This window comes from uncultured Streptococcus sp., assembly GCF_963511325.1.
Taxonomy (GTDB): domain Bacteria; phylum Bacillota; class Bacilli; order Lactobacillales; family Streptococcaceae; genus Streptococcus.
Map to the genome: position 1 here is coordinate 1 of NZ_CAUPII010000037.1, position 15199 is coordinate 15199.

Genomic DNA, 15199 nt, shown 5'->3' on the forward strand with positions numbered 1-15199 from the left:
ACAACTGGGGCTGATTCATCGCCTGCTGTGCCAAGAACGCCAGTGTATTCTGGAACCTCTACAACTGGGGCTGATTCATCGCCTGCTGTGCCAAGAACGCCAGTGTATTCTGGAAGCTCTACAACTGGGGCTGCTTCATCACCTGCTGTACCAAGAACACCAGTGTATTCCGGAACCTCTACAACTGGGGCTGATTCATCACCTGCTGTACCGATTGGTTCTGTGTACTCTGGAACTTCATGGATTGCGGCTTCAACACCATTTACACCACCTGTGAATTCTGGAAGGTCAACAACTGGGGCTGATTCATCTCCCTTGCTTGAAGTTGGAGTTTCAGGTTTAGGTTCTGGATCTGGAGTTGGGGTAGGTGTTTGGTCTTTCAATTGGTCGAGATAATCTGCAAAGAATTCAAGGATTCTATTTGTCAAAAGATGATTATCTGTTGCAAATTTCATGCTGGCAACAACACTTGCTACTTCCTCTTGATTGCTCTTATCAGTCAATTTTTGAGCTTTAGCCAAGGCTGCTTCATAAGCTGTAGTATCAAGACCAGTTTCAGCAACTTGTGGACGAGCGAAAATCAATTCTGCAGCAGATTGATATCTATTGCCACCATCTCCGTAAGTTCTTGTTCCTGTTAGGACAATCTTCTTAGCTTTGATAGTCTTGCCAAAATCGATATCTTTTGGCTTATTGTTATCAGCCCAATTAGTTGCATTGAAGGTATGCTCCTTACCTGTTTCATCAGTAACAACAAGAGTCACATCTCTCAAGTTACCATTTGAACCTGAACCGCGTGGAACATAACGGAAGCCTGTAATTTCAGTTGGTTCTTTCAAGACCATTGTTGCTGGTTTACCAACATCGCCTCCGCCCCATGATGTATGCCATAGACTAGACAAGTTGCCATCAAAGGCATTTTCAAGACCTTCACCAGCCTGAGCAGGAGCTGAAAGACTTGCAAAGTCATCTGCTACAAGAGCTGTTTTCTTCATCACCAAAGCATCTTTAAGAGCATTGACCTTATCGATTTCTGCTTTAGCTTCTTCCAGACTAATGTCATCATCTGCTTGACTGAGGTTGAAGACTGCTTCTTTTAAAGCATCCATACTTTCTTTGGTGTAGTTAGTCATGGCTACAGTTGGAAGATAATTCTTGACAGCATTTTCTGTCATCATCTTACCTGTCAAGACAATCTCTTCAATTTGAAGTTTATCCATGATGAAGTCATTGTAACCACGGAAGTTAGCATTACCACCAGAATCTCCACGAGTATTACTTGCGTTACCTGTAGAGTAGATACCTACCCAAGTATCGCCAGTTTCAGCACCTGTCACAAGGAAGGTTGCACGTTTCGCTTTTTGAGAATCTGTCCATGAGTTTGGTAATTCATGCATTTCGAGATCGCTTGCTTGGCCGCCACGACGACCAGATTGGAATTCTCCCTTACCTACAACAAATGCGTAAGTATTATCTGATCCAGCTTCGTAGTCAAATGTGATACGGTAGGTCTTACCTGCTTCAAAGCGGAAGTTTTGTGGAATTGTTTGGTAAACCAAGTTACGACGGCTAACGAGACCATTTGTCTTGAGTGACCAATTTCCTTCGATAACGTCGTCAACTTTCTTGCCATTCCAATCACGTTGTGTGTATGGACCATGTTTTTCAGACAAGTGAGTACGGTTATCTTCAACACCTTCGATTCCACCGATGACAAATGGGAAGATACCTTGTCCGACATTTTCAAAGTCTTGTTTGAAGACGCCTTTTGCAGTATCATGACCATCACCGTACATGTTTGAATCATTTTCAAAAGTACGGATTTCATCGAAGTAAGTTGCTTCATCTCCTGCTTCACGACTCAAGGTCAAGGTTACATTTGATACATCTGAACCTGTTGTGAAGAAGGCATACATATTTTGGAAGTAACTTGTATCATTAACAGTTGCGTTGTCACGACGTGTGTTATGAGCGTATGCTTTAACATAGTTGAGAGCGAGTGATTTGTTGGTGTAGTTGGTCACTTCTTTCTCACCAGTATTAACAGTAATGCTTGCTTTAGCATCACTACGGTTGTCCACACCGACATAGACTGCATATTTCGTATTTGGTTTCAAGCCAGTCAATTTTTGAGTGAGACTAACTTTTTCTTTATTGCCTTGGATACGGAGCATTTGGTTCGCACCTTGAGATTTAACAACTGTCGCTTTAGAAGCATCACCTTCAATCTTCCAATGATCTAAAGATTCACTGTTAAATCCTTGGTCATAGATGTGCATTCCTTCGCTCCATGACATTTCAGGATTAGTTTGTTTAGAACGATAAAGAACATATGGTTGATTTGCTAGAAGGTCGAGTGTGATCTTACCATCTTTGACAGCTAGTTCTTGTTCTTCAGTCTTACCTTGGTCTGTTAGTTTGTAAAGGTAAACTTTACCGTTTGCCCAGTCGCTAGGAAGTGTCCAAGTTGTTGCACCTTTTTCAGTATTGAAGTAGTACATTTTTTCCTTGTCACCAGTAAGCTTGTTACCATTGGCATCCCAGTTCCAAGGTGTCAAGTAGGCTGAACCATCTTGAATGACACGATCATTAAGTGTTACAATTCGTTCACGGTATTGTGGGCTATTGACATCGTTAGATTTACGAGTAACAACTACCTTGTTGTTTTCCTCATCTACCAATTCAACCTTCATTTCAGGTGTCCACTTATAAGTACCACCATTGTCAGTCATGGTTACTGGTTTACCATCTTCCCATTTGCTAACAGTGAAGTGTTGGAAGTACTTGGTCATAACGTCGTGGGCAAACAAGTTGGTTACATAACCGTTGTAGTCACTACGACCTTGCCAACCTTCGAAGTCTTTCATGCTGTATCCGCCTAGAAGTGGGTAGTTTGCCGCACCTCCGTAGCTTCTGTAATCACCAACCCAAGCATCTTTTTGGTGGTTACGGATAAAGCGAGTAATGGCACTGTTGATACCTTTATTGGTATAGCCACCATAAGTCAAGTCAGCCGCCCAGTGATGGAAGGTAGAGTCATACTCACCACCATGGCCCCACTCAATTGCAAAACGCCAACCTTGTTTGTTGATTTCTTTTGCAAGAACGTGAGTTGCCCAAGCACCGTTGTCACCTGATTGGCCGTTACCCCAAACGTCGACATAGATGAAATCTAGGCCTTCACCTAATTCTTTCTTCAATTCTTCCCAACGTGCTAAACGTCCATGAGCCAAGTCATAAGCTGCATCGATATTGATACCTTGGTCAAGCCAGTTCCAACCGTAGCTATAGCTACCATCTGCATTTTTACGAAGAATATTTTCATTGAAGTATTTTGATTCAGGATAGGTTTCTGAAGCATTGACGTGGATACCCAGGTGGGCACCATATTTCTTAGCTTTTTCAATAAGAGCTTTAAAGTCTTCAACACCACCGATACGTTTACCGATGTCTGCATAGTTCAAGTGTCCAGAGTCATGTCCTTCACTTCCGTATCCCTTAAGAAGTACACCTTGACCAAGACCATCTGTATGGAGGTTGATCTTCTTGATACCATCCAAGGTCATAAGGAATGGGTTTTGTGCTTGTGAACCAAAGTTCATGGCGATACGGTAAGCTGTAATGTCTTTAACTTTTTCCCAACCTTGAGGGTTGTTCATGATACTACGGTAAGCGATCGCACCATCTTGCCAGTCAACCTTATGGTCAGCATTGGCATCTTCCGTGATGACAACTTTTGCACTTGGAAGTTCTTGAGTGTATGCTGGGAAGACAACTCCATTGTGGGCTTTTTCCCATTGCCATTCAGAGCTATGAATTTCCACGTAGTTAGCATTGCCAATCGTATTCTTATAAGCTGTCAAACGTGTCCAGTCGTAAGAACCACCACCGTAGCTATTTTGTGAGTTACTCCATACACCAGCAGCGAGTTTATCTGTTGAAACAAATCCGTACATATAGCCTTTGGCTAATTCTTTCATTGGATTTGTTACTTCGATATGGTCGTCACCACTTACGTGAGTGTTGTTTGACATGGTTGCCCCATCAAACTTAGCTCCTGCTTGGTCGCTTGATACAGATACCAAGGCATTTCCTAGGAAGCTGATTGAAGAAAGTAGTTTGCGTTCATCATCAATCTTCTGTCCTGGTGTTACTTGGTTATGGTTGACAATCTTAGTTACATCAAAGTGAAGTTGATTGTCCACCACTTGCAAACGAACGGTCATATCTGCATTGATGAGGTTCTCCGCATCACGGAGTTTCATTTCATACTCAGCAGTCGTTGCATTGACCTTCTTATAGGTAACTTCAGGAGTCACAGCGTGCTTGTTAATCACAACTTGATTAATCGGTTGCACTTGACCTGGAAGCTTGTTGCCATTTAGGACGTACTCTTTAATACGTGGGAAGGCTTGGTCGATGACTGCTTTCAATACTGTAGATTCGATCGTGTCATATTTGACTTTGCTATCGTCTACGGTGTCGCCCTTTTCTTTTTCAGCAGCCTCTTGGTCGTTTTTCACGCCTTCTTGGTCATCCGTTTTGACATTGACAATGGTTCTCTCACTGCTATAGCTTCCAGCCTTAAGAACGATTTTCTTCTCATCTTTGAGCTTGTCATTTACAGCAGATGGTAAGGTAAGTGTGTCAAAAAGTTTGACATCATTGTTTGTTGCGTTAAGTTGTCCATCTGATTTGAGGCTGATCGTCAAGTGGTTGACAGAACCATTTACTGGTGCTGCAACACGTCCACCTTGGTACCAAAGTCCACTTCCATTTGACTTGTATTCCCAGAACCATCCACCTTGGTCGTAACCTACAAAAACGTTGTTATCAGTGTCTTTGAATTTCATGAAGACACCAAAGCGTGATTTACCTGTTTCAGATTCTTCTTTAAAGGTCAAATCAACTGTAGCATTTCCATTAGCATCGACTGTCAAACCATCTTTTTCAAACAAGGCTGGTTTCTTACCATTGTCATTTTGAGCAGTTGAAGCTAGTTGGTTGTAACGAACTCCATTTTCTTCACGGATTGTTACTGTTCCCTGTTGGTCTTTATTTTCAACTGTTTTCCATTCTGGAGTAACTTCTTTTGATTCAGTCGGTTTATTCTCAGCTGGTTTATTTTCAGCTGGCTTGTTTTCAGCAGGTTTATTTTCTGCTGGTGTTTCTTCTTTTGGCTTATCTTCCTTAGGTTTATCCTCTTTTGGTTTTTCTTCTTTATCTTCTACTTGCTTATCCAAAGCATCTAGACCAGCTGGTTTCGTTGTTTCAATACCCTTGATGTAGTTTTGAATCCACTCTAGCTGAGCAGGTGAGAAGAGAATACCTCCACTACGTTTACCAGATACACCATTTTGATGAATACCAATCAATTTCCCATTTTCATCGAAAATTCCACCACCGCTGGCACCAGGTTCACTTCCTTGATAGCTAATGCCACGAACACCTTCTCCGTGATTGTTAATAGCTTCAACAGTGGTATTCAAAATCGGATCGAGCTCGCCTTTTGGATAACCAAAAACATGCACCTTATCTCCCACCTTAATTGTAGATGGTTTATCCAAAACTTCAACTGGAGCATTTGCAAGTGGACTGCGAAGTTTGACAATGGCTAAGTCATTTTTATAACCTTTTAGGAAACCTTCACGATCCCAGTGTTTCACATCATTCTTACTGAATTTGACGTCCGGTGCCCCTTTGTAAGAAACTGTATAAACATCGTCATCACTTTCAACATTATCAGCTACTTTACGATTATTGCCATCTGGAACATCTTTGATAAAGTTATGAGAAACAGACAAAACGAGATTTTCCCCGATAACGATACCACTACCAAGCCCTGCAGCACTTTTAATTTCGACAGTCGCACCGTAGTTTAATACCCCATTTTTTGTTTTAGCAACATCTTCTGGGACTAAGCTTTTATCTTCTTTTTCTAGTTCTTCTTTTGAGGCAGTGCGGCCATTTTCTTCAGCCTTATCAAGTTTTCCACGTAGTTCTTCAGGAAGAGTATCTGAAGCTGCTGAGCTTGTTGCAGTTGCAGTTTCTTTTTCTTTTGCCAGCAATTCTTCTTCAGTCTTTGGTCCTTCAGTTACTTCAGGAGAACCCTGATCTTCACCAGGTTTTGGTGCTTCAAAGTCATGCCCATCATCCTCTTTAGCATTGGCAAGAGCTGCCGCCAAATCAGCTGGCATATTCGCTGTTGAACCTGTTTGTGCAGAATCTGCGAGAACAGTGCTAGTTCCAAAGAAAGCTGCACCAATCATAACAGAAGCAACTCCTAATGAAAATTTCCGAATACTATATTTGCAACGTTTTTCAAATAATCCTTTATCCATCGGTTTTTTTGTTCCTTTCAGTTTACCAAGTAAGCGTTTGCATTTTGTTTTAAAAAAATATCCTCCTCAATTTTTAAACACTTCTGGATAAACATATAATTTTTTCTATACCAATTTAATATATCAAAAACAGTTTGAAAAATCAATAGTTTAATAGGTAAAATTAGTAAAAGTAAAATCCAATTATTGGGCAAGTCTGAAACGATTTTCAGATGGCTTTATTTCTAAAGAAATCGCTATAAAAAAGGAAACTTCATCGAAAAAGTTAGACCATTTTTGACTAACTTTTCAATAAAGTTTCCATGCATTTTTATACTATTTTTACGTTTTTTATTGTTGTAAAACCTTTCGTGGCTTCGTTCCTTCTGCAGGTCCGATAACTCCAGCCATCTCTAATTCTTCCATCAAGCGAGTTGCTCGGTTAAAACCAACTGATAAACGACGTTGAATCATGGATGCGCTCGCTTTTTGAGTTTCAATGACCAGAGCCTTAGCTTCTTCAAATAGCGGATCTCCACCTTCGTCTCCTGTGCCAGACTCACCTTCTGTCTCAGAAACCTCACCTGGATCAAAGCTCTCATCGTAGTCTGCATCTGCCTGAGCCTTGATAAAGCTGACAATACGTTCCACATCATCATCCGAGATAAAAGAACCTTGCAGACGAACAGGATGGTTTTCATCGATTGGTTTAAAGAGCATGTCCCCTCGGCCAAGCAATTTCTCAGCTCCATTTTCATCCAAGATAGTACGAGAGTCTGTCCCTGACGAAACTGCAAATGCTACACGAGACGGTACATTGGCCTTAATCAAACCAGAGATAACATCAACCGACGGACGCTGCGTTGCAAGAATCATGTGAATACCAGCCGCACGCGCCTTCTGTCCAAGACGGATAATAGCATCTTCTACTTCCTTGCTGGCTACCATCATCAAATCAGCCAACTCATCGACAATTACAACAATCAAAGGAAGAGGTACTTGTTTATACTCAGATTGAGCGTTGAATTCCTCTACCTTAGCATTGAAACCAGCAATATTACGAACGCCAATTTTGGCAAAGAGTTCATAGCGATTTTCCATCTCATCCACGACTTTTTGAAGGGCCTTGCTGGCCTTACGAGGATTCGTCACAACTGGAATCAAGAGGTGAGGAATATCATTATAGACTGACAGCTCAACCATCTTCGGATCCACCATCATAAACTTGACTTGGTCTGGACGCGCCTTCATGACAATACTTGCAATGATACCATTGACTGCAACAGATTTACCAGAACCTGTCGAACCAGCTACTAGCAAGTGAGGCATTTTAGCCAAATCAAAACTACGAGCTGTTCCGTTAACTGCTTTCCCAAGGGGAATTTCTAGGAGATTTTCAGGTTTAGTTTGCGACTGTTCCCAGAGCTCTCGGAAGGAGACTGTCGCAATCTCTGAGTTAGGCACTTCAATCCCGACTAAGGATTTCCCTGGAATTGGAGCTTCGATACGGACATCTTTCGCAGCCAAGGCCAGAGCCAAGTCATCTGCTAGATTAGAAATGCGATTGACCCGCACACCAACGGCTGGCTTGACTTCGTACTTGGTAACGGATGGACCAATCTCAGCACGTTCAACCGTTACCTTGATACCGAAACTTGCAAAGGTTTCTTCCAAAATCTTGATATTTTCGCGAACGATTTTCTTTTCCTTGGACTGGTCTTTTGGCTTATCGGGTGCAAAAAGTTGCAAGCTTGGAAGTTTGTACTCTAAGGCTTTTTTTGCAGAAAAATCTACCTCAACATCCTCATCCTCTAAGAACTCATCCTCTTCTGGAATGTCAACTTCGCTAGGAAGATCATAGTCTGCTTGAGGGAGAATAATTTCAGGTTCTACCCATTCTTCCTCTGGAAGTGGAGGAAAATCGTGCAGTGGCTCTTCTGATAATATTTCTCCTGTTTCCATATCTACAGAAGGTGAATCAAGCAAAGCTTGCTCTTCTCTTTCTTTCTCGAGTCTTGCTTGCTCTTCTGCTTCCTTACGAGCTTTTTCTTCTTCTCGTTTGATGAAGCGTTCTTGTTTCCTCTGCTCACGTCGCTCCATCCAAAGTGCAAAACGTGCTCCAAGGAAATCAGCGACATCATAGACAGACCAAGGACTAACTAGAAGAGCACCGATTAAGATTAAGATAGCTCCGATAAAATAAGTGCCAATATTTGAAAAGAGAAAGGCTACTGGAATGTAGAGCGCAACACCTAAAAGTCCTCCTCCAGCAAAGCTAGTCACACGAAAGCCTGTCAAATCTGTCAATACTTGAGCCAAAGTTCCCTTTAAGACAGACTGCTCGATGCCATATTTCCATACAAGATAAGCTTCAAAAATCAGCAATAAGCCTGAAAAAATGCAAAGGAAACCTGAGATTAGACCTTCTTGCTTCCGAATCCATTTGAAGAAAAAAAGATAGACTAGAACGACAAAGATGACCAGATAGGCCAGACTTCCTACTAGTAATCGAATAAGATTATAGAGGGTGAGTCCAACTGCTCCTAATTTCAGAGCAGCGAACATTAAGCAAAAAGCTATGACTAAGGAAATTAACATCCTTTGGATAGCTTGCTTTCTTTCTAATTCAGCTTTTGACGGTCTCCGTCTTGTTTTATTTGTATTTTTGTTTGCCATTCTTCTATTATACCATATTTCAGAAACATCTAGAGAAATCAAAAAAATGACTGAATCTACTAGATACAATCATTTTTCGTTGATATTTCTGCACTTTCTTTTCTATATGATTTTTCAACAATCTTGTCTCACTATTTCTTTAAAAATCTAATTGCTGATTTTCTTGCTTTCTCAATCTTTTCGATTTCCAACTTCTCTACAGCAGATGTAGGGATCCATTTTTTCCCAAACAATACCTAGGCTGCTTCTATCATCAGAGCGCAAGCCTGCAAGTCCTTTTCTTCTGTAATTGCTTCAGAAAACAAATCCTTCGTTTTTTCCATTAAGATTTCTTTTTTTACTTGATGAAAAGATAATTGCATTAGACTACTGGCAGACCAGGCGCGACAAAGTGGATCTTGGTCAGTCAAGAGATGTTGTCCTAAGATTTCTATCTCACCTATTGAACCAATCCAACCTAGGGCAATGATCAGCTTTCTACGATTCGAAGCTTCTGAACTAAGTAAAAGAGAGATTAGAACAGGAAGTAATTGCTTGCAAGAAAACGCATAAAAATCTCTATGTCTTGCTTTGGAGAGGACTTTCGCTAGAAGATATACAATCAAAACGCGTTGACTCTCCGCTTCCTCTTGATCGAGAGTTTCTAAAAGATAATCGATTCCCGCCTGCCCATGCTGGTCAAAACTCGCTTCAACATTCAGGTCAGTTCCTTCCTCCCAATCGTTGCAAATGAGCTCAAAATGAAAGGCAATTTCTGGGCTCCTACCTAAATCAGCTATAAAATGAATTCGTTTAGAATCAGGAAAATTCTCCTCCACCAAGCTGGCATAGGTCTCTTGCAACTCTTCTTTTGTAAGATTTTGGCAAGAGATCTCAGATTTCTCTAGTTTGTCGATTTCTTCTTTTCTAGAATCATTCATGACACTTATCTCCTCTAAGGTATTTGTAGAACTTTAGCATTCTGTCATTTATACTCTTCGAAAATCAAATTCAAACCACGTCAGCGTCGCCTTACGGTACTCAAGTACAGCTTGCGGCTAGCTTCCTAGTTTGCTCTTTGATTTTCATTGAGTATTAAATTCTCTACGATTTACCTCTATTATATCACTTTAGAGACCGGTCTCTCTAACTCCATTATCAAAAAAATGACTGCCCACTTTCGTGTTCAGTCATTTGAATGTATTTGTAATTATTTTTCTAAAGGTTTACGAAGGTAACCATAAACTACACCACTAACGAGTGCTCCAATCAAGACAAAGACAAGGTAAAGAAGGGCATTTGTTGTAAGGGCGATAACGAAGATTCCTCCGTGTGGTGCCATGAGTTTGATATTTGCAAGACCAACAAGTCCACCTGCCACTGCTGAACCAAGGATAAAGCTTGGGATAGCACGAGCTGGGTCAGCCGCACCAAATGGAATCGCTCCTTCAGTGATGAATGACAAGCCCATAACGATGTTAGTCAAACCTGAGTTGCGTTCTTCTTTTGTGAATTTATCTTTAAAGAGAAGAGTTGCGACAAAGATTGCAAGTGGTGGAACCATTCCTCCTGCCATAACTGCTGCCATGGCTACAGAACCACCTGTTGACACTGTTGCTGCAAGAGTACCAGTACCAAAGACATAAGCTGCTTTATTGACTGGTCCACCCATATCGACAGCCATCATTCCTCCAAGAACGATACCAAGAAGGACAGCTGAACCGCCTCCAAGACCGCCAAGGAAGTCGTTCATAGCAGTGTTGATTGCTGCCATTGGGATGTTAACAGCAAGCATGACAAATCCTGTCAAGACTGTTCCAAGAAGTGGCAAGAGAAGGATTGATTTAGCACCTTCAAGCGAGCGAGGAACCTTCACGTATTTCTTAACCAAGAGTACCAAGGCACCTGCGATAAATCCACCCACAAGGGCGCCTAGGAAACCTGATGATACACCTGCAAGGGCTGAAGTTGCTTCACCACCTTGAGCATAAGGGATTTTACCAAAGGCAAAACCTTCTTTGGCGATAGCACCAGCTACGAAACCTGCTACCAAACCTGGTTTTTCAGCGATTGAGTAGGCAACATATCCTGCAAATACTGGAAGCATCAAACCAAAGGCTGCGCCACCGATTTTCATGAACATAGAAGCGAGTTCATGGTAAGATCCAAGATTTCCGAGGCTATCATTTGGCACACCCATAGCACCATCGATCAAGAAGGCAAGGGCAATCATGATACCTCCACCGATAACGAATGGCAACATTTGAGATACACCACTCATCAAGTGTTTGTAGAAAGCACCACCGATACTTTGTTTTTCGTTAGACGCTGTTGAAGCTTGCGCTCCATTAGCAGCACGATATACTTCAGCATTACCAGAAAGAGCCAAGTTGATTAACTCTTCTGTCTTACGAATACCATCTGCAACTGGACGATTGATCAATGGTTTACCATCGAAACGATCCATTTCAACGGCCTTGTCTGCTGCGATGATAACGGCTTTAGCCTTGCGGATATCTTCTGCAGTCAATTTGTTGCCAACACCGCTAGCACCATTGGTTTCAACCTTGATACCGACACCCATTTCCGCAGCCACTTTTTGAAGAGCTTCTTGAGCCATATAAGTGTGGGCAATTCCTGTTGTACAAGCAGTTACAGCAACGATAAAGTCATCAGAACCATTTGCAGGTGTTTGAACTGGTTCCTCAGCTTTTTCTGATGCTTGATCAAAGAGTTCAATAACTTGATCAGCTGATGTTACTTGACGAAGTTTATCAGCAAAACCGTCTTTCATTAAGTATTGAGATAATTCTGCCAAGGCCGCCAAGTGAGTATCATTGGCACCTTCTGGAGCGGCAATCATAAAGAAGAGGTCAGTTGGTTGTCCATCTAAACTTTCGTAGTCAACACCCTTATTTGACTTAGCAAAGAGAACAGTTGCTTCTTTAACTGCAGCGTTCTTGCTATGAGGCATTGCGATACCGTCACCCAAACCTGTAGAAGTCAAAGCTTCACGCGCCAAGATTCCTTCTTTAAAGGTTTCAAAATCTGTCACGTATCCGTGTTCAACCAAGCTATGAATCATTTCTTCGATAGCTGCTGTTTTTTCAGTTGCTTGCAAATCAAGCAACATGACATCTTTTCTCAATAAATCCTGAATTTTCATCTTTTTTCTACCTCAACTTTTTCATAAGTTTCTTTAATAAATGCTGCAGTCGCCAAGTCATCAGAGAAGGTAGTTGCTGTTCCACAAGCCACTCCCCACTTGAAGGCTTCTACTGCGTCTTTTGATTTGACAAACTCACCAGTAAATCCAGCAACCATAGAGTCACCAGCACCAACTGAGTTTTTCACGGTTCCCTTAATCGGTTTAGCAAAGTAGGCTCCCTCTGATGTTACCAGAAGGGCACCGTCACCAGCCATAGAGATGATAACGTTTTGAGCACCTTTAGCCAACAATTCTCGAGCGTATTTTTCAATCTCATCTAAGCTTTCGAGCTTGATTCCAAAGATAGCTCCCAGTTCATGATTGTTTGGTTTGACCAAAAGCGGTTGATAATCCAAACTATCGATTAAGGTCTGACCTTCAAAGTCACAGACTACTTGAGCACCCGTTTGACGAGTCAAGGCAATCAAATCCTTATAGATGACATTGCCTAAGTTTTTAGCACTTGAACCAGCAAATACCACTGTATCTTCTGCTGTTAGACTTGAAAGAATAGCTTTTAGCTCTTCCAATTGCTCAGGCTCAACTGTAGGACCCGTTCCGTTGATTTCGGTTTCTTGATCTGCTTTGATCTTGACATTGATACGCGTATCTTCTGCCACTTGGACAAATCGGGTTTCAATTTGCTCTTCAGCTAAAGTATCAGTGATAAATTTACCTGTAAAGCCACCGATGAAGCCTGTCGCTGTATTCGGAATATCCAAGCGTTTCAAGACACGGCTAACGTTGATTCCCTTACCACCAGCAAACTTATCATCACTATCCATACGATTAACACTACCAACTTCCACTTTATCCAGACGGACAATATAGTCAATAGATGGATTTAGCGTGACTGTATAAATCATACTTCAATAACCTCCGTTTTTTCTTTGATAGCTGGCAAGAGTTCGTGACCCTTGCTTGTAATAACAATTGCTCGTTTTATAGGCGCTACCTTAGCGAAACAAGATTGACCAATCTTAGATGAATCCGCCAAAACATAAGTTTGTTTGGCATTTTCTAGAATAGCACGCTTAACAGCTCCCTCCTCCATATCTGGAGTTGTATAATAACCTTCGTCTACCCCGTTCATTCCGATAAAGGCACGATCAAAGTGTAATTGGTTAATCTGGTTAAGCGCGACACCACCGATGCTGGCATCCGTTGTCATCTTAACTCCACCACCGATAATCACAGTTGGAATTTGCTTATCCACTAATTGAACCGCATGGTGAATGGAGTTAGTCACAACAGTAATGTCTTTTCGCTCCAGTTCCTTAATGAGAAAGGCTGTTGTACTTCCTGCATCCACAAAGATAACGTCTTTTTCTTTGATGAAGGAAACTGCCTTTTGCGCAATCAATTTTTTCTCTTGAAGGTTTTTGACAGATTTTTCTTGAATGGTTTCTTCTTCTTGCAAGGAGTGAGGCAACTCTGCTCCTCCATGAACTCGGCGAAGTTTATTTTCCGATTCCAATTCATCTAAATCTCGTCTAACCGTTGATTCTGACGTGTCTAACAAACCTACTAATTTCTCTAGAGAAACGACTTTATGTTTGCCCAGCTCCTCTAAAATCAATTTTTTTCTCTCGGTTTTTAGCACTTACTCACCTCCTGTTAACGATTACAATAATCATTCTACCACAAAAAAAATCAAAGTCAAGCACTTTTTGTCACTTTCTTTCATTTTCTATCATTTTGCCAATTGTTTGAATTTTATTTGCAAGATAATTCCCTTTATGATAAACTATTTTAGTAAGTATTGGAAGATTACTCAAGAGGCTTAAGAGGCCGTGTTGGAAACGCGGTAGGCGTGTGAAAGCGTGCGTGGGTTCGAATCCCATGTCTTCCGTTGCTATAGTGTGGCTGCATCTTCATGCAGCTTTTTATAATGGATTTTCGTCTATCAAAGATTTAAATTGCAAAAAATCACCCGAGAGTTAACTCTTGGGTGATTTTTTTCTAATTCACGTTAAAAGGTCCTTAAAAAATATCAAATAGCAATTTCACATTGAGGACAGTTAAGATAATGGAAACAATATAACCAAGGATAGTATTCCACTTGGCATTGGTAAATTCTCCCATCACTGATTTTTTTGAAGTGAGATAAATCAAGGGGAAGATTGAAAATGGAAGAGCGATAGAAAGAAAGACCTGTGAATAGACCAATAACTGATCCAAGGTTTTTTCCTGATGACCAAACAAAACTGCTACTATCATGACAGGCAGTAAGGCAAAGAGACGAGTCGCCAAACGAATGAACCACTGAGGCAATCGCATATGTAAGAAACCTTCCATAACGATTTGTCCTGTCAAGGTACCTGTGATAGTCGAATTCTGACCACTGGCTAATAGGGCCAAGGCAAACAAGGTTGATAAGGTTGAGCTAGCTATAGCTCCCGCAATGGTTGAATCCTGTAAGGCATTATACATTTGAGAGAAAGCAGAAATCTCAGATGCATGTCCGAAAAAGAGAGCCGCCCCTAAGATCAAAAGAAGGGAGTTAACCACAAAGGCCAAGGATAACTGGAGATTAGAATCCCAAGTCATAAAACGAACGGCTTTTCGCAAATCATTCTTGTCCTTGTGATTGATTTTCCGAGTTTGAGACAAGGAAGAATGTAAATAGAGGTTATGGGGCATCACTGTCGCACCCACAATCCCCAGCGCCAAGGTTAATTGACTTTCATGTCCAGGCAGAGGACTCTCAAACAAGGTTGCATTTGGCAAATAACCTTCAACGATTCCTTGGAAGCTTGGATGTGATAAAGCTACCAGATAGGTAAAGATTGCTAGAATCGTTAAAATCAGCGTTGTCACGATAGCTTCTATCTTCTTAAAGCCAAACTTCATCAGGAGCAATAAGAGAAAAACATCCAACACAGTCAAGAGAATGGCTATCATAATCGGAATCTTAAAGAGAAGATTTAGGGCAATGGCTGAACCTAGAACTTCTGCCAAATCTGTCGCCATCAAGGCTAATTCTAAAATCACCCATAGACTATAACGAAGCCAT

General features: G+C 41.3%; 6 protein-coding genes, 1 tRNA gene and 1 pseudogene. 1 reads left to right on the forward strand and 7 read right to left on the reverse strand.

Annotated features, from left to right (window positions below):
* The 6 genes and pseudogenes from RQ973_RS08465 to RQ973_RS08490 all read right to left on the reverse strand — a co-directional run.
* On the reverse strand, positions 1-6341 hold a 6341-nt coding region (locus tag RQ973_RS08465), incomplete at its 3' end, for a SpGH101 family endo-alpha-N-acetylgalactosaminidase (RefSeq protein ID WP_311523646.1).
* 330 nt (positions 6342-6671) lie between these two features.
* Complete coding sequence (locus RQ973_RS08470) at positions 6672-8996, reverse strand: DNA translocase FtsK (protein ID WP_311523647.1); 2325 nt, start codon at positions 8994-8996, stop codon at positions 6672-6674.
* 131 nt (positions 8997-9127) lie between these two features.
* Positions 9128-9916, reverse strand: a pseudogene (locus RQ973_RS08475) (HEAT repeat domain-containing protein).
* Between the two features lie 269 nt (positions 9917-10185).
* On the reverse strand, positions 10186-12141 hold the full coding sequence (locus tag RQ973_RS08480; RefSeq protein ID WP_311523648.1) for a fructose-specific PTS transporter subunit EIIC: 1956 nt from the start codon (positions 12139-12141) through the stop codon (positions 10186-10188).
* Entirely contained in the window at positions 12138-13049 is a 912-nt protein-coding gene (gene pfkB, locus RQ973_RS08485; RefSeq protein ID WP_311523650.1) for a 1-phosphofructokinase, read from the reverse strand. The genes RQ973_RS08480 and pfkB overlap by 4 nt, the downstream gene beginning before the upstream one ends.
* Positions 13046-13786, reverse strand: coding sequence for a DeoR/GlpR family DNA-binding transcription regulator (locus RQ973_RS08490; protein WP_311523652.1), 741 nt, complete (start codon positions 13784-13786; stop codon positions 13046-13048). Before RQ973_RS08490 ends, pfkB begins: the two co-directional genes overlap by 4 nt.
* Before the next feature lie 161 nt (positions 13787-13947).
* Here RQ973_RS08490 and RQ973_RS08495 point away from each other — a divergent pair.
* A tRNA-Ser gene (locus tag RQ973_RS08495) sits at positions 13948-14035 on the forward strand.
* Positions 14036-14166: 131 nt separating this feature from the next.
* On the opposite strand, the gene RQ973_RS08500 is transcribed toward RQ973_RS08495, so the two are convergent.
* Positions 14167-15199, reverse strand: a 1033-nt coding sequence (locus RQ973_RS08500; protein WP_311523655.1) for an Nramp family divalent metal transporter, incomplete at its 5' end; no start/stop codon positions are given.

Bases quoted from the DNA above. Each gene is read 5' to 3' on its own strand.
- RQ973_RS08470 (WP_311523647.1), bottom strand. From the start codon at position 8,996: ATGGCAAACAAAAATACAAATAAAACAAGACGGAGACCGTCAAAAGCT.
- RQ973_RS08480 (WP_311523648.1), bottom strand. From the start codon at position 12,141: ATGAAAATTCAGGATTTATTGAGAAAAGATGTCATGTTGCTTGATTTG.
- pfkB (WP_311523650.1), bottom strand. From the start codon at position 13,049: ATGATTTATACAGTCACGCTAAATCCATCTATTGACTATATTGTCCGT.